Consider the following 16015-nt stretch of genomic DNA (forward strand, 5'->3'; position numbering starts at 1 on the left):
GACGCGCGGAGCGAGCTTGAGTCGACGAACGCGCAAGAGACAAAATGAAACTGTGAAGAAAAATTTGGTGATTGAATCATTTGAATCAATCGTTGAATCAGGCTGTCGCAGCGGCGCAATTTCCGTCCGGTCGGCGCCGCCGACGCAACGGGAAGAGGGGGACAAGATCCATGTTGAACTTTATCGGCGCGCTCATTGCAGGCCTGATCGTGGGCGGGCTGGCCCGGTGGTTCTATCCGGGCGAAATCGACATGAACTGGCTGGAAACGATCCTGCTCGGCGTGGGCGGATCGCTGCTCGCGGGGCTCTTCTCCAGCCGCGGCCACCAAGGTTTCCACCGGGCCGGATGCCTTGCCAGCATATTGGGCGCGATGGCGCTGATCTTCATCGGCCGGCTGATCCTGGCGGGCTAGGCAGCGCCCTTCGCATGGGCCGCGATGGCATCGGCTATCTCGTGCGTCAGGGGCTCGGGCAGGTCGTGCCCCCAGCCCGGGATTGTCTTCAGCTTCGCGCCGGGAATGATGGCGGCCGTGTCGTGCCCGCCTTCCACCGGTACCAGCGGATCGGCCTCTCCGTGCAGGACCAGCGTGGGCACGGTGATATCGCGCAGCATGGCGCTCCGGTCCCCGTCATGCAGCACCGCCGCCAGGTGCCGGGTCGGTCCCTCGGCATAGACGCTGCGACGCACATTGGCCGTCACCCGATCGCGCAGTTCGTCCTCCTCTGCCGGGTAGCCGGGGCTGCCGATGGTGCGCGCCAGCATCATGCCATGCGCGACCAGCACGTCTTCTTCGGTGCTGTCCGGCCGCTTGGTCAGCGCATCGAGCGCTTCCTTGCGCGCCGCGGGCAGCTTCGGATTGCCGGTGGTCGAGAAGATCGAGGTGAGCGAAAGGCATCGACCGGGATATTTTGCCGCGATGTGCTGCGCGATCATGCCGCCCATGCTGCCGCCCACGATATGCGCCCGCTCGATCCCCAGCGCATCCAGCAGGCCCACCCCGTCCGCGGCCATGTCCGCCATGGTGTATGGCACCTTGGGCCGCAGGCCGATCTTTCCGAGGAGGACCTGCTTCACGGGTGACGGCGGCCTGTGGCCGGTGAACTTCTGGCTGAGGCCGACATCGCGATTGTCGTATCGGATGACCCGGAAGCCGTGCGCAACCAGCGCATCGACCAGCGCCATCGGCCACAGCGTCAGCTGCGCCCCGAAGCCCATGATGAGCAGCATCGCCGGATCGGCGGGATCGCCGTATTCCTCGTATTCCAGCTCGATATCGTTGGCGGTGGTCCGGGGCATCGCAGTCTCCTTCAGGGGACGAGCACGGTATCCTTCGCGACCGGATCGGTCGCGGGATGGTCGAGCGTGTAATGCAGTCCGCGGCTCTCGTGCCGGCGCAGGGCGCTCTGCACGATGAGGTCCGCCGCCTGCAACAGGTTGCGCAATTCGATCAGGTCGGTCGTGACGCGGAAGCTGCCGTAGTAATCCTCGACCTCCGCCTTCAGCAGCCGGATGCGGTTGGCGGCCCGCTCCAGCCGCTTGGTGGTGCGCACAATGCCGACATAGTTCCACATGAAACGGCGGATTTCCGTCCAGTTCTGCTTGATGACGACTTCCTCGTCCGAATCGGTCACGCGGCTTTCGTCCCATTCGCGGATCGCGGGCGGCTCGGGCAGGTCGTCCCAGCCGTCGAGGATGTCGTTCGCAGCCGCCTCGCCGAAGACGAAGCATTCGAGCAGGCTGTTCGATGCCAGCCGGTTCGCGCCGTGCAGGCCGCTTTCGGTGCATTCGCCCGCCGCCCACAGGCCCGGCAGGTCGGTGCGCGCATCGAGACCGACGATCACGCCGCCGCAAGTGTAATGCTGCGCCGGGACGACCGGGATCGGCTGGGTGGTCATGTCGATCCCCAGGCCGGACAGCTTCTCGTCGATCGTGGGGAAATGCTCGCGCACGAATTCGGGGGGCTGGTGACTGATGTCGAGATGGACGCAGTCGAGACCGAAACGCTTGATCTCCGCATCGATCGCGCGGGCGACGACATCGCGCGGGGCGAGTTCCATTCGCTCCGGATCGTAGAATTCCATGAACCGCTTGCCGGTGCGCGGGTTGATCAGCCGCCCGCCTTCCCCGCGCACAGCCTCCGTGATGAGGAAGTTCTTGACGTCCAAATTGTAGAGGCAGGTCGGGTGGAACTGCATCATCTCCATGTTGGAGACCCGCGCACCCGCCCGCCATGCCATGGCGATGCCGTCGCCGGTCGCGCCGCGCGGGGCCGTGCTGAACTGGTAGACGCGGCCTGCCCCGCCTGCCGCCAGAACGGTGGCGCGCGCGACATGGGCTTCCACCCGGCCGGTTTCCTCGTCGAGCGCATAGGCGCCCCAGACGTGACCGTCGCCCGAATAGGTCCGGCCATGGCGCCCGGTAATCAGGTCGATGCAGCTGCGCCCGGGCAGCAGGGTGATGTTGGGGTTGGCCTTGGCGGCGTTCAGCAACGCTTCCTGCACCGCCCAGCCGGTCGCATCGTTGACATGCACGATGCGGCGATGACTGTGCCCGCCCTCGCGCGTGAGATGCAGGTCGCCCGCCTCCCGGTTGAACGGGACGCCGAGCTTAGAGAGCCGATCGATGGAGTCGGGAGCCCGCTCGATCACAAATTCGACCGTCTCCCGGTCGTTGAGCCCGGCGCCCGCGATCATCGTGTCGCGCACGTGGTTCTCGAACGTGTCGCCTGCATCCAGCACGGCGGCGATCCCGCCTTGCGCCCAAGCAGTGGACCCGCCGGTGAGCGATCCCTTCGCCAGCACCAGCACGCGCCGGTGCTCCGCCAGCGCCAGTGCGGCCGTCAGTCCGGCCGCGCCGGACCCGATCACCAGTACGTCGTGGGACATAGACAGGGTCACGCTTCGCTCCGTTTGCAGGGAGGGGGTGTTTGTGTCAGTTCGAAGACGAGGTCAAACTGACGAACACGTCCTCCAGATCCGCCTCCCGGGTGGTCACGTCTTCCACTTCCAGCCCCTGATCCTGGAGGCGCGCGAGGACCTGGCCCGCCGTGACGCGGTCCTTGTCGTAGGTCACTTCGATGGTCCGGGGGCCGTCGAGCTCCGACTTGACGAAGTCCGGGTCGGACGGCGGTCCGGTCAGGTCGTGGCCCACCGTCACCCGCACGATCTTCTCGCGCGCCATTTCCACCAGTTCACGGGTCGGCTTTAGCGCGATCAGTTCGCCGTGGTTGATGATGGCGATGCGGTCGCACAGCTGCTCCGCCTCTTCCAGGTAGTGCGTCGTCAGCACCACGGTCACGCCCTGATCGTTCAGTTCGCCCACGAGTTCCCAGAGCTGGCGACGCAGTTCGACATCGACGCCCGCGGTCGGCTCGTCCAGCACCAGGATCGGCGGCGAATGGACCATCGCCTTCGCGATCAGGAGGCGCCGCTTCATGCCGCCCGAAAGCGTGCGGGCATAGGCGTCGCGCTTGTCCCAGAGGCGCACCGCCTTCAGCAATTCCTCGCTGCGCCGCTCGGCCTTCGGAATGCCGTAGAACCCGGCCTGGTTCTCAAGCACCTCGAAGGGCGTGAAGAAGGGGTCGAACACGATCTCCTGCGGCACGATCCCGATCGCGCGCTTCGCGTTCCGGCGGTGCTCGTCGATATCGAAGCCCCAGATCTCGGCGCTTCCGCCGGTCTTGGTGACCAGCCCTGCAAGGATGTTGATGAGAGTGGACTTGCCAGCGCCGTTCGGCCCCAGCAGACCGAAAACGCCGCCTTCGGGCACGTCGAAGCTCACGCCCTTCAGCGCCAGCTTGCCCTGGCCGCCCTTGTCCCCGGCATAGCGTTTGACGAGGTTGTCGATGCGGATGGCGGGTGGCGGGCTCATGACGCGCCACGTAAGGACGCAGGCCGCCCGGCGCAAACCCTGCTTGCATCGTCACGGACGACAATTTATCGCGCCGGCCATGAGCATAGCCCCGCCCGAGATCGTGAAAGTGGATACCCGCCGCGTCTGGTGCGACGGCGCCAGCGACATCCGGGGCGGGCCGAACTACCGCCCGGCGGCGCTCGGCCATCCGAAAATCTATCTCAACATCGACGAGCACGGCTATGTCGATTGCGGGTATTGCGATCGGCGCTTCGTGCTGATCGACGGGCCGGCCGACGGTGCCGACCAGTCCGCACTGCCCGACATTTCCGAAGGCGGCGATCCGGGCCACCGTTGAATCGGACCCACGCCGACACTTTCGGCAACCATTGCGGCGCTCAGGCGTAATTCATTTACGTCGTGTAGGATTGCGCCATGAAAAGAATCGCCACTCTCGCCTTCGTTTCCGCTCTCGCCTCCGCCACCGGCGCCACTGCGCAGGATGACGACAAGCGCAATGCGAAGGGCGAAGCCGAACTCGCCAAGATCCTCGAGGACCGCGTCGCGGGCGAACCGCAGCGCTGCCTTGCCGAAACGAAGCGTCGCAACCTGGAGATCGTCGACGGCACGGCGATCGTCTGGCGCGACGGCGACACGATCTGGGTCAACCGGACCCGTTCGCCCCAGTTCCTCGACGATTTCGATCTGCCGGTCTTCAAGATTTTCGGTAACGATCTGTGCCGTCTCGACCAGGTCGAGATGCGCGACAGGACCGGCGGAGTACCCGGGCCGGTGATCGGTCTGGCCGATTTCGTTCCATACCGAACGGTTGATTCCGACACAGGAGCCTAAGCATGTCCACTTTCAAATTTCTCGCCGGAGCCACGCTTGCCATGGCAGTCGGCCTCGCCGCGCCGGCAGTGACCGCCGATGACGCGAAAGCGACCAAGGGCCAGGAAAAACTTGCCAGAATGCTGGAAGGCAAGGTGGCCGGGGAACCGGTCGGCTGCATCAACAACACGCGCGGTCTCGACCTGACCGTGATCGACGAGACCGCCCTGGTCTACAAGCGCGGCAGCACGCTGTACGTGAATTACACGACCGATCCGGAAGACATCGACGACGATGACGTGCTGGTCCTGCGTACCACCATCGGCAGCCTGTGCAGCACGGACGTGCTGACCACGCGCGACCGGGCGGGCGGTTTCTTCACCGGCAACCTGTTCCTGGAGGAATTCATTCCGTACCGTCCTGCCGAGCGCTGACGAACCTTGGCGCTCGCGGCGCGTCCCTGGGCGGCAGAACTGCTTCATGTCTGGTTTCGCGTGCTGCGCCCGTCCGACTGGTTCGGATCGAGCGATGCGGTCGACAGGCTCCTTGCCGAACGTTTCGCGGATGACCTCGACCGATTGGGCTCATGCGGCGCGGAGGATTTCCTGGACGATCCCGGCACCGCGCGCGCGGCCATCCTCCTTTTCGACCAGGTCCCGCGCAATCTCTTTCGTGACGATCAGCGTGCCTTTGCTTACGATCCGCTCGCCCGGGCGCTAACCCATGGCGTCCTGAGGCGCGCATGGCATCGGGGGCTGGACGGTCCCGGCCGCCAGTTCATCGCCATGCCGCTGATGCACAGCGAAGATATTGCGGACCAGCTTCTGGCCCTGCGCTTCTTCGCGCAGGAAGGCCTGCATGAAGCATTGCGTTTCTCCCGCGCACACTACCGGATGATCGCGCGCTTCGGCCGATTCCCGCACCGGAACGCGACGCTGGGGCGAACCAGCACGCTGGCTGAAAAGCGGGCGATCGAGGCGGGATTCGCCTGGTAGGAAACCGAGCACCTCTTCCGCCGTTCACAGCGGCAGGAGACGCCCTTGCCCGAACTGCCCGAATCAGACGCCATGCGTCTCGTCATCGAACGCGAATGCCTCCATCGCACGATCGAAACGGTCGAACTCGGCGACGATACCGAATATATCGATCTGCCCGGCGCCAATGCGCGCCAGCGCCTCGTAGGCCGGCAATTCACCGAGACGGGGCGGCACGGGAAGTTCATTTTCGCAGGGTCTAAGACCGGACCGTGGATGGCGGTGCATCTCGGCATGACCGGGAGCCTCATCGCTTTCGACCATCCCGACGATCCGCCCGACTATACCAAGTTCCTGATCCGGTTCGAAGGCGACCGGCGGCTGGCCTTCCGGTGTCCGCGCAAGCTGGGCCGCGTCGAAATCTTCGACGATCCGGACGCATTCGTCGCCGAGGGCGGTTACGGCCCTGATGCCCTTTCGATCGACCGCGCGACCTTTCGCGAAGTCGTCGGCAGCACGAACGGCGCGATCAAGTCGGCCCTGATGAGCCAGAAGAAAGTCGCGGGGATCGGCAACCTTTGGTCGGACGAAATCGACTATCGCATGGGCCTCGACCCGGAACGCACGGCAAGCGCCCTGTCGGACGACTGTCTAGACCGGATGTACGATGCGATGGGCGACGTACTGTGCGCGATCATGGAGACCGAGGCGACCTATTCGAAACTCCCGGAGGACTGGCTGGTGCGCAATCGCAAGGCGGGCAAGACCTGTCCGGAATGCGGCGGGACGATTGCGAAGAAGACGGTCGGCGGTCGGACTGCCTACTGGTGCCCGGACCACCAGACCTGACGGATCGGCTCAGGCAGCCTCTGCCATACCATTCATCCGCGCGAGTATGACCTCGGCCTCTCTCATAATCCTGTCGATGAGGTCCTGGCAGGACGGGATGTCGTCGATCAGCCCGGCAACCATGCCGCAACTCCACGCGCCTGCGTCCATGTCGCCTTCCATCATGATGCGCGGATAGACGCCTGCGACTTCGGGCAGGATATCCTGAATGGTCAGGTCCTCACCCAGTTCGCGCTCCTTTTCCAGCAGGCGTTCAACCGCTTTGTTGGTCATCACGCGCTCCGTATTACGCAGCGGCCGCATCACCAGCCGCGTGTCCAGCTCGCTCGCCGCGACGATGGCCTTTTTCACGTTTTCGTGAACCGGCGCTTCCTTCGTCGCGATGAAGCGGGTGCCCATGTTTATGCCGGCGGCCCCCATGGCGAGGCTGGCAACGAGGCTGCGCCCGTCCGCCATTCCGCCGCTGGACACGAACGGTATCTCGAGCTCGTCCGCGGCGCGCGGCAGCAGGATGAAATTGGGAACATCGTCTTCCCCGGGATGGCCGCCGCATTCGAAGCCGTCCACGCTGACGGCATCGCATCCGATGCTCTGCGCTTTCAGCGCGTGGCGCACGCTGGTGCATTTGTGGATGACCTTGATCCCCGCGTCCTTCAGCGCTGGCAGGACTTCCTGCGGATTGCGCCCGGCCGTCTCCACCACCGGGATCCCGGCATCGATGATGACCTTCACCAGTCCAGGATAGTCCGGCGGCGTCAGGCTGGGGAGGAAGGTCAGGTTCACGCCGAACGGCTTGTCCGTCATGTCCTTGCAGCGCGCGATTTCGTCCGCCAGCTTCTCCGGCGTGCCTTGCGTTAGCCCGGTGATGATCCCTAGCCCGCCGGCGTTCGATACCGCAGCCGCCATTTCCGCGAAGCCGACATAGTGCATCCCTCCCTGGATGATCGGGTGGCGGATGCCGAACATTTCGGTGATGGCGGTCTTCATGGCTATGCCTCCTGTGTCTCGTCCTGATGTGCCGCATACCACTCGCACATATCGCTGACGGGACAAGTCTCGCACTGCGGTGCGCGGGCCTTGCAGACGCGCTTGCCGAACTGGATCAGCCAGAAATGGCCATCCGCCAGCGCCCAGCCGGGTGCGCGATCTTCCAGTTGCTGCGCGGTCCGGTCGGCGGTTTTCGCGTGCGTCAGTCCGATGCGGTTGCAGACACGGTGCACATGCGTGTCCACCGCGATGACGTCCTTACCGAAGGTGAAGCTCATCACGATGTCCGCACATTTGCGACCGATCCCGGGCAGCGAAAGCAATCCCTCGCGCGTATCGGGCACCGTCCCGCCATGTTCGGCCAGCAAGGTTTCGCAGAAGCGGCGAATGGACCGCGTCTTGTTGTTGTAAAGCCCGCACGGCTTGATAGCCGCCGCGATCGTCGTATCGTCGAGTTCCAGTATCCCTTCGGGCGTCGTCGCCAGCGCGAACAGGGCGTCCGCGGCCTTCGCGGTGTTACGGTCCAGCGACTGTGCGCTCAGCATGCAGGAGATGCAGCTTCGAAAGGCATCGGGCTGGCCCTTGGGACCCTTGGCATTGCGCGTGCGGCCGGGCATCGCCTCGCGCAGCCGCTCGAACACGGTCTCGACCTGTTTCTCATCCAGCATGGACTTAGGAACGAGCCCGAAGCCGGTCGGTTGCCAGTGCGGAGCTTCAGGAGAACCGGACATGGCGGCAAATCCGCACGGATACACGTTCAATCACACCATGCTGCGGGTGAAGGACCCCGCGAAGAGCCTCGAGTTCTATTGCGACGTCCTCGGGATGACACTGCTGCGCAAGAGCGATGTCGAAGCGGGCGAGTTCTCGCTCTACTTCCTCGGTTTCACCGATGACGAGGACGAGGTGCCGAAGGACGAGAAGGCCGCGGCGGAATACGTTTTCTCCCGCCAGGGTGTCCTCGAACTCACGCACAACTGGGGTACGGAGGACGAGGACGGTCCCGTCTATCACGACGGGAATGCCGAGCCGCAGGGCTTCGGCCATATCGCGCTCGACTTGCCCGATCTTGAAGAAGCCGTGGCGCATTTCGACCGGCTCGGCGTCGAATTCCAGAAGCGTCCGGAAGACGGGAAGATGCGGCATATCGCCTTCATCAAGGACCCGGACGGCTACTGGATCGAGATCCTGAGCGCGAAGGCGATGGCGGGCGGCTAGTCCGCCATCCGGCGGCCGGTATCGCACAGGGACTGCGCGGGACACCCCGCGCATTCGGGCGCGGCCGGCCGGCAATATGTCTGCCCGACCTTCTTCATCAGCAGGTGATGTTCGTCATACTCCGCGGCCGTCCATTCGGCCGGCAGGACGGGTTCGAGCGCGGTGTACGCACGCTTCGTGTCGGCGCGCGGCGGGACGATACCCATGCGGCGCAATATCCGGAGGTGATGACTGTCCAGCACCATCGCCTTCCGATTGAGCGTGGAGGCGTTGACGACACCGGCGGCGATCTTTCGCCCGATTCCGGGCAGGTCTTCGAGCCAGCGCATGGCCGCATGGGTGTCGAGATCCTCGAGGTGCGCAAGATCGACCGCCCCTCGCTCGACGAAGATTGCCTGCAATGCCGCTTTCAGTCGCTCCGCTGCGACGTTGGGGTAGGTCTGCGTGGCGAGTTCCGCCTGCAGTTCGTCCAGCGATGCGGCGGCCACCGCCTCCCAGCTTCCAAAACGGGACACCAATCTGTCGGTGGCGGCGTTGGACACTTCCGACTTCGTCCGCGCCCCGATCACCCCCTGCACCAGGACCCATTCCGGCTCCCGCCACTCCGCCGCCGCGCGCTCGATCCTCCCGAAACGTTGGACCAGGAGTGGCTGGAGGCGGCGTAGGCGCTCCGTTCGCGGGTCCGGACCGAGGGGTAGTTCCATCGTTCTAAAGAACGCTACCCTCGATCACTCCCATTCGATCGTGCCCGGCGGCTTCGATGTGTAGTCGTACACGACCCGGTTGATACCCTTGACCTCGTTGACGATGCGGGTGGCGCATTGTGTCAGGAATTCGGAGGGGAAGGGATAGACGTCTGCGGTCATGCCGTCGGTGCTGGTCACGGCGCGCAGTGCGCACACGCTGTCATAGGTGCGGCCATCGCCCATCACGCCCACGGTCTTGACCGGTAGCAGGACCGCGAAGGCCTGCCAGATCGCGTCGTAGAGGCCGGCCTTGCGGATTTCGTCGAGGTAGATCGCATCCGCCTTGCGCAGGATATCGCACCGCTCTTTCGTCACTTCGCCGGGAATACGGATCGCGAGGCCGGGGCCGGGGAACGGGTGGCGACCGACGAACATGTCGGGCAGGCCGAGTTCGCGGCCAAGGTCGCGCACCTCGTCCTTGAACAGTTCGCGCAAGGGCTCGACCAGCTTCATGTTCATCCGTTCCGGCAGCCCGCCCACATTGTGGTGGCTCTTGATCGTGACGCTCGGCCCGCCGGTGAAGGACACGCTTTCGATCACGTCGGGATAAAGCGTTCCCTGCGCGAGGAAGTCCGCCCCGCCGATCCTGTTCGCTTCTTCCTCGAACACGTCGATGAAGGTCTTGCCGATGAACTTGCGCTTCTTCTCCGGGTCGGTCTCGCCCGCGAGGCCGGCCATGAAGCGCTCCTCTGCGTCCACCACGACCAGCGGGATGTTGTAATGGTCGCGGAACGTCGTCTCGACCTGCTCCCGCTCGCCCAGCCGCAGAAGGCCGTGATCGACGAAAACGCAGGTCAACTGCTCGCCGATCGCCTCGTGGATCAGCACCGCGGCGACCGAGGAATCGACCCCGCCGCTAAGACCGCAGATGACCTTGGCATCACCCACCTGCTCGCGGATCTCGGCGATCTTCGTGGCGCGGTATTCCGCCATGGTCCAGTCGCCCGAAAGCCCGCAGACATGGCGCGCGAAGTTCGCCAGCAGCTTGGCGCCGTCCGGCGTGTGGAACACTTCCGGATGGAACTGCGTGCCGTAATAGCGACGCTCGTCATCGGCAATGAGAGCAAAGGGCGCGCCATCGCTGGTGGCGACGATCCGGAAACCTTCGGCGAACTGCGTCACCTTGTCGCCGTGGCTCATCCAGACTTGGTGCCGTTCGCCGACCTGCCACAGGCCTTCGAACAGGACGCAGGGCTCGGTCACGGTCAGGAAAGCGCGGCCGAATTCCCCGCCTTCCCCGGTTTCGTGCCCGGGTTTCACTTCCCCGCCCAGCTGCGCCGTCATCACCTGCTGGCCATAGCAGATGCCCAGGATCGGAAGCCCCGAATCGAACAGGATCTGCGGCGCCCGCGGGCTGCCCTCGTCCGGCACGCTGGCGGGAGAGCCCGACAGGATGATCCCCTTGGGCTGCATCCGCTCGAAAGCCTCTTCGACCGCACTGAACGGAGCAATTTCCGAATAGACGCCGGCCTCGCGAATGCGGCGGGCGATAAGCTGGGTAACCTGGCTGCCGAAGTCGACGATCAGGATGGAATCGGGGAGATGTTCGGACTGCATGGGGGAAGCGTGTGGCTTGCGTCGCGCCCCCTGTCCAGCATCGGGCCAGCATCGGGGGCGCCAGTCGCCAAGTCAGGCAGCCCATGTTGCATAATAATCATCAAAAATCGATGTTTTCGCATTTGTGTGCGATCCGACGCAAGACTAAATGGGGCTCAAGCCGGGCGGCGACCCTCTCTCCTCTCCCCGCCGCCCGGCATCAAGGCCCAGCGTGACCCCCAATGAGCGCGGCGCCTTTCCATCCCCGATCGGGCCCTTGCGAGTGGCCGCCGGGTCGACGGTAAATCGCGAGACGCGGCCGCCCTCTCCTCCCCCCTCCCCCCGAGTTGCCGGCTGCGTCTCGCACTTACCGCGCACTTCTCTCTCCCTTTGTTCGCCAGTTCACAGGTTGGCGAAACAGTGGCGATCCCTCGGCTTCCGCATCCTGGACGGCCCCGGCGCAGCCCCTCGGGGATAAGGCGCGCGGACCCCGTCCGCCGATTTGGGATTCTGCGCGCAAAACACTATATGATGGGCATGGACGAACTCACCCCGAACGACGGCGCAAAGCCGCGCAATACCAATGGTTACGGCGCAGACAGCATCAAGGTGCTCAAGGGCCTCGACGCGGTCCGCAAGCGGCCGGGCATGTATATCGGCGACACCGACGACGGATCGGGCCTGCACCACATGGTCTTCGAAGTGTCCGACAACGCCATCGACGAGGCGCTGGCCGGGCACTGCGACCTCGTCCTGATCGAGCTCAACCCCGACGGCAGCGTATCGGTCGAGGACAACGGCCGCGGCATCCCGGTGGACATGCACAAGGAAGAAGGCGTGTCCGCCGCCGAGGTCATCATGACCCAGCTTCACGCCGGCGGGAAGTTCGAGAATACCAGCGACGACAACGCCTACAAGGTGTCGGGCGGCCTTCACGGCGTGGGCGTTTCGGTCGTCAACGCGCTGTCCGAGTGGCTGGAACTGACCATCTGGCGCGACGGCAAGGAGCACTGGATGCGGTTCGAACACGGCGATGCCGTGGAGAGCCTGCGAGTGACCGGCGACGCCCCGCCCGTCGAAAGCAACGGGGACGAGAACGGCCTGAAGAAAGGCACGAGAGTCACCTTCAAGGCGAGCGAAGAGACCTTCAAGAACGTCATCGAGTTCGATTTCGACAAGCTCGAACATCGCTATCGCGAACTGGCCTTCCTCAATTCCGGCGTGCGGATCCTGCTGCGCGACAAGCGGCACGAGGAGGTGCGCCAGCACGACCTGTATTACGAAGGCGGCATCGCGGCCTTCGTCAAATGGCTGGACCGCAACAAGCAGGCGCTGGTCGCCGAACCGATTTCCGTGAATGCGGAAAAGGACGGCATCGGCATCGACGTGGCTCTTGAATGGAACGATTCCTACTACGAGAACGTGCTGTGCTTCACCAACAACATCCCGCAGCGCGACGGGGGCACGCACCTCGCGGCGTTCCGGTCGGCCCTGACTCGCACGCTGAACGGCTACGCCGACCGCGAAGGCCTTCTCAAGAAGGAAAAGGTCAGCCTGTCGGGCGAGGACATGCGCGAAGGACTGACCGCCATCGTCAGCGTCAAGCTGCCCGATCCCAAGTTCGGCAGCCAGACGAAGGACAAGTTGGTCAGTTCGGAAGTCCGTTCCCCGCTCGAAAGCCTGATGGGCGAGAAGATGACCGAGTGGCTGGAGGAAAACCCTGCTGACGCAAAGGCGATCATCCAGAAGGTGATCGATGCCGCCGCCGCGCGCGAGGCCGCGCGCAGGGCCCGCGAGATGAGCCGCAAGGGCGCGATGAGCGTCGCCAGCCTGCCGGGCAAGCTGCACGATTGCGCCGAGCGCGATCCGGCCAAGTCCGAACTGTTCCTGGTCGAGGGTGATTCCGCCGGCGGATCGGCGAAACAGGGGCGCGACAGCAAGTACCAGGCGATCCTGCCGCTGAAGGGCAAGATCCTGAACGTGGAGCGCGCGCGGTTCGACCGGATCATCAGTTCCAAGGAAGTCGGCACCCTCATCCAGGCGATCGGCGCCGGGCTGCGCGACGAATTCAACCTGGAAAAGCTGCGCTACCACAAGATTGTCATCATGACGGACGCCGACGTCGACGGTGCGCACATCCGTACGCTGCTGCTGACGTTCTTCCATCGCCAGATGCCGGAAATCATCCGCGCCGGGCACCTCTTCATCGCCCAGCCGCCGCTGTTCAAGGTGACGCGAGGGCGCAGCGAGGTCTATCTGAAGGACCAGGCGGCGTATGACCGTTACCTGATCGACCAGGGCCTGCAGGGCCATGTGCTCGAAACGCAGGGCGGCGCGCGCGGCGGCAACGAACTCGTCCAGCTCGTCGAACATGCCTTGCGGATCAGGAACCTTCTGGGCTTCGTGTCGCGCAAATACGTGACCGATCTGGTGGAAGCCATGGCGCTTTCCGGCGCGCTCGATCCCGAGCTTTTCGATCGCTCCGAAGCACTCGCCAGTGCCGCCGCCCATCTGCAGATGGGTGACATGGAAGCACAGTGGTCGGCCGAAACGGGTGCCGATGGCACGGTCCGCTTCCGTCGCCTGTGGCGCGGCGTCACGGACGTCCACGAGATCGATGCGGCCTTCCTCGACAGTGCGGAGGCACGCAAGCTGCACCGCATCGCCAGCGAGCATGCAGAAGTCTATTCCGGGCCTGTCCGCCTGGCCAAGACGGGCGATCTGGATGCCGGATCGTCGGAGGACGAGCCCGAGGGCGAGACGGATGCGGACGCGCCCGCCATTGCGGATGACGGCGCGCTCACCCTGCCTACCCAATTGCTCGACGCAGTCATGGCGGCCGGTCGCAAGGGCCAGAAGATGTCCCGCTACAAGGGGCTCGGCGAAATGAACGCCGAACAGCTCTGGGAAACCACGCTGGACCCGGAAAACCGCGACCTGCTGCAGGTGAAGGTCGAGGATGCCGACGTCACGGACGAGATTTTCACCCGGCTCATGGGCGATGTCGTCGAGCCGCGGCGCGAGTTCATCCAGGAAAACGCCCTGAACGTCGCCAATCTGGACGTCTAGGCCGTGAGCTGGGCCGCAACGCCTGGTTCGCAGGAGGAACAGGTCGGCCGGCTGATCCTGGCCGGGCTGATCTGCGTATTCCTGCCCCAGTTGCCGCTGCTCAACTACCTGTTCTACCCGTTCGTGATCCTGACCACGTGGTTCCATGAAATGGGCCACGGGGTCACGGCCATGGCCATCGGGTACAGCTTCGACCAGCTGGTTATCTTTCCCGACGGATCCGGGCTGGCGCAGTCGAGCGCGGAAGGGCGTCCGTCCGCGATCGGCCGCGCCCTCATCAGTGCAGGCGGGCCGCTGGGACCCGTCGCGATCGGTTCGGTCCTTATCCTCGCCAGCAGCCGGGAGAAATACTGGCGCCCGGCGTTGATGACCATTGCCGTCCTGATCGGCATTTCCGTGCTGATCTGGGTCCGCAGCCTGGTCGGTGTGATCGTGCTCCCCTTGGTGGGGGCGGGTCTCGTATGGCTGGCCCTGCGCGCAGACGATGGCTGGGTGCGCTTCAGCGTGCAGTTCCTGGGTGTGCTCGCCGCGCTCAGCATGTTCCGCGACTGGGACTACCTGTTCTCCGAAGGGGCCGTGATCGGCGGGGTCCCGCAGCTTTCCGATACCGGCAATATCGAGCAGGCCCTGTTCCTGCCCTACTGGGTCTGGGCCATCGTGATCACGGGCATTTCCGCAGTGATGGTCGGGGCCAGCTTGAAATATGCGCTCAACCCGAAGCGACCGGGTAGTCCGCCCCGGCCCCCGAAACGGCGCGACAATGTCATCCGTGGAGACTTTTGACGCGATCGTCCTGGGCGGCGGTGCGGCGGGGCTGTTCCATGCCGGCGTTGCCGGGCAGCGCGGCGCACGCGTGCTGGTGCTCGAAAAGGCCGACCGGGTCGGCAAGAAGATCCTGATTTCCGGCGGCGGTCGCTGCAACTTCACCAATCTGGGTGCCGGGCCGGCCAATTACCTTTCGGCCAATCCGCATTTCGCCAAGTCCGCGCTCGCCCGCTACAAGCCTCGCGATTTTCTGGATCTTGTCGAAAGGCACGGCATCGCCTGGCACGAAAAGACCCTCGGCCAGCTGTTCTGCGACGGATCCTCGCGCCAGATCGTGGACATGTTGCTCGCCGAATGTACGGGAGGCGACGTCAACATTCTCACCAGGCAGGACATCGCCTCGGTGGATCGGCAGGGCGATGGCTTCGAGGTGGTGGCGAACGGCACGACATTCGCGTCGCGGGCATTGGTCATCGCTAGCGGGGGGCCCTCCATCCCGAAGATGGGAGCGAGCGACTTCGCCTATCGCCTAGCGCGCCAGTTCGGCCTCAAGGTCGTCGAACCGCGCCCGGCCCTGGTGCCGCTGACGCTGGGCGGGGAAGACCTGCTGTTCCGGGACCTCTCGGGCGTATCGGCGCCGGTCGATGCCCGGGCGGGCAAGAGCTCGTTCCGCGAAGCGGCCCTGTTCACCCATCGCGGCCTGTCGGGTCCTGCGATCCTGCAGGCAAGTTCCTACTGGAAACACGGCGAGACGGTCGGGATCGACTTCGTGTCCGGGAAGAACGCAGACTGGCTGCTCGAGGCAAAGCGGGACCGACCCAAGGCGACGATGGTGTCGGTCCTTTCGGACATACTGCCGAACCGCCTGGCCGAAGCCCTGTGCGAAAAGCTCGGCCTATCCGGAGAACTGGGGCAACTGTCCGACAAGGCCCTGCGCGAGGCCGCGCAACGCCTTTCGAACTGGAGCTTCCGTCCGACAGGAACGGAAGGGTTCGCCAAGGCGGAAGTGACGGCAGGCGGCATCAGTACGGCGGAACTGTCCAGCCAGACCATGGAAGCCAGGAAAGTCCCCGGCCTCTACGTTATCGGCGAGGCAGTGGACGTTACCGGTTGGCTCGGCGGCTACAATTTCCAGTGGGCATGGGCAAGCGGGGACGCCGCGGCGCGGGCGCTCTAGGCGTCCCAGG

At 64.7% G+C, this 16015-nt stretch carries 17 protein-coding genes; 10 read left to right on the top strand and 7 right to left on the bottom strand.

Annotated features, from left to right (window positions below):
• Positions 1-170 precede the first annotated feature (170 nt).
• Positions 171-413 carry a GlsB/YeaQ/YmgE family stress response membrane protein gene (locus AB1K63_RS09935; protein WP_366959957.1) on the top strand — a complete coding sequence of 81 codons (243 nt, stop codon included), beginning with the start codon at positions 171-173 and terminating at the stop codon, positions 411-413.
• Here AB1K63_RS09935 and AB1K63_RS09940 read toward each other — a convergent pair.
• The 3 genes from AB1K63_RS09940 to AB1K63_RS09950 are packed head-to-tail and all read right to left on the bottom strand — an operon-like array spanning position 410 to position 3871.
• Positions 410-1297, bottom strand: a complete 888-nt coding sequence (locus tag AB1K63_RS09940; RefSeq protein ID WP_366959958.1) for an alpha/beta fold hydrolase — start codon at positions 1295-1297, stop codon at positions 410-412. The two genes, AB1K63_RS09935 and AB1K63_RS09940, sit on opposite strands and share 4 nt — an antisense overlap.
• Before the next feature lie 11 nt (positions 1298-1308).
• On the bottom strand, positions 1309-2886 hold the full coding sequence (gene nadB / locus AB1K63_RS09945; protein ID WP_366960697.1) for an L-aspartate oxidase: 1578 nt from the start codon (positions 2884-2886) through the stop codon (positions 1309-1311).
• A gap of 46 nt (positions 2887-2932) precedes the next feature.
• The gene (locus AB1K63_RS09950; RefSeq protein ID WP_366959959.1) at positions 2933-3871 is read right to left on the bottom strand and encodes an ABC transporter ATP-binding protein; all 939 of its coding nucleotides are present in this window, start codon (positions 3869-3871) and stop codon (positions 2933-2935) included.
• Between the two features lie 79 nt (positions 3872-3950).
• Here AB1K63_RS09950 and AB1K63_RS09955 point away from each other — a divergent pair, with 79 nt between their 5' ends.
• The 5 genes from AB1K63_RS09955 to AB1K63_RS09975 all read left to right on the top strand — a co-directional run bounded on the left by AB1K63_RS09955 (position 3951) and on the right by AB1K63_RS09975 (position 6507).
• Positions 3951-4211, top strand: coding sequence for a zinc-finger domain-containing protein (locus tag AB1K63_RS09955; protein WP_366959960.1), 261 nt, complete (start codon positions 3951-3953; stop codon positions 4209-4211).
• A 77-nt stretch (positions 4212-4288) separates the two neighbouring features.
• On the top strand, positions 4289-4705 hold the full coding sequence (locus AB1K63_RS09960) for a hypothetical protein (RefSeq protein ID WP_366959962.1): 417 nt from the start codon (positions 4289-4291) through the stop codon (positions 4703-4705).
• Positions 4706-4707: 2 nt separating this feature from the next.
• Complete coding sequence (locus AB1K63_RS09965) at positions 4708-5118, top strand: hypothetical protein (protein WP_366959963.1); 411 nt, start codon at positions 4708-4710, stop codon at positions 5116-5118.
• 6 nt (positions 5119-5124) lie between these two features.
• A complete protein-coding gene (locus tag AB1K63_RS09970; RefSeq protein ID WP_366959964.1) occupies positions 5125-5679 on the top strand; it encodes a DUF924 family protein in 555 nt (184 codons plus the stop codon).
• A gap of 45 nt (positions 5680-5724) precedes the next feature.
• Positions 5725-6507: a DNA-formamidopyrimidine glycosylase family protein gene (locus AB1K63_RS09975; RefSeq protein WP_366959966.1), complete on the top strand. Its 783-nt coding sequence runs from the start codon at positions 5725-5727 to the stop codon at positions 6505-6507.
• Between the two features lie 9 nt (positions 6508-6516).
• On the opposite strand, the gene AB1K63_RS09980 is transcribed toward AB1K63_RS09975, so the two are convergent.
• On the bottom strand, positions 6517-7494 hold the full coding sequence (locus AB1K63_RS09980; RefSeq protein ID WP_366959967.1) for a nitronate monooxygenase family protein: 978 nt from the start codon (positions 7492-7494) through the stop codon (positions 6517-6519).
• 2 nt (positions 7495-7496) lie between these two features.
• Positions 7497-8162, bottom strand: coding sequence for an endonuclease III (gene nth, locus AB1K63_RS09985; protein ID WP_366959968.1), 666 nt, complete (start codon positions 8160-8162; stop codon positions 7497-7499).
• 61 nt (positions 8163-8223) lie between these two features.
• Between nth and gloA the strand changes: the two genes are divergently transcribed.
• The gene (gene gloA, locus AB1K63_RS09990; protein ID WP_366959969.1) at positions 8224-8712 is read left to right on the top strand and encodes a lactoylglutathione lyase; all 489 of its coding nucleotides are present in this window, start codon (positions 8224-8226) and stop codon (positions 8710-8712) included.
• Here gloA and AB1K63_RS09995 read toward each other — a convergent pair.
• Entirely contained in the window at positions 8709-9416 is a 708-nt protein-coding gene (locus AB1K63_RS09995; protein ID WP_366959970.1) for an endonuclease III, read from the bottom strand. The two genes, gloA and AB1K63_RS09995, sit on opposite strands and share 4 nt — an antisense overlap.
• A gap of 24 nt (positions 9417-9440) precedes the next feature.
• Positions 9441-11015 (bottom strand): glutamine-hydrolyzing GMP synthase, encoded by a 1575-nt coding sequence (gene guaA, locus AB1K63_RS10000; RefSeq protein ID WP_366959971.1) that lies wholly within the window; start codon positions 11013-11015, stop codon positions 9441-9443.
• Between the two features lie 516 nt (positions 11016-11531).
• Here guaA and gyrB point away from each other — a divergent pair.
• From gyrB to AB1K63_RS10015, 3 genes are read left to right on the top strand one after another with little or no spacing between them, the layout of a single operon-like run.
• The gene (gyrB, locus tag AB1K63_RS10005; protein ID WP_366959972.1) at positions 11532-14063 is read left to right on the top strand and encodes a DNA topoisomerase (ATP-hydrolyzing) subunit B; all 2532 of its coding nucleotides are present in this window, start codon (positions 11532-11534) and stop codon (positions 14061-14063) included.
• Between the two features lie 3 nt (positions 14064-14066).
• A complete protein-coding gene (locus tag AB1K63_RS10010) occupies positions 14067-14846 on the top strand; it encodes a M50 family metallopeptidase (protein ID WP_366959973.1) in 780 nt (259 codons plus the stop codon).
• Complete coding sequence (locus AB1K63_RS10015; RefSeq protein WP_366959975.1) at positions 14824-16005, top strand: NAD(P)/FAD-dependent oxidoreductase; 1182 nt, start codon at positions 14824-14826, stop codon at positions 16003-16005. The genes AB1K63_RS10010 and AB1K63_RS10015 overlap by 23 nt, the downstream gene beginning before the upstream one ends.
• The last annotated feature ends 10 nt before the right edge of the window (positions 16006-16015 follow it).

This window comes from Qipengyuania sp. JC766 (genome assembly GCF_040717445.1).
Classification (GTDB): Bacteria; Pseudomonadota; Alphaproteobacteria; order Sphingomonadales; family Sphingomonadaceae; genus JC766.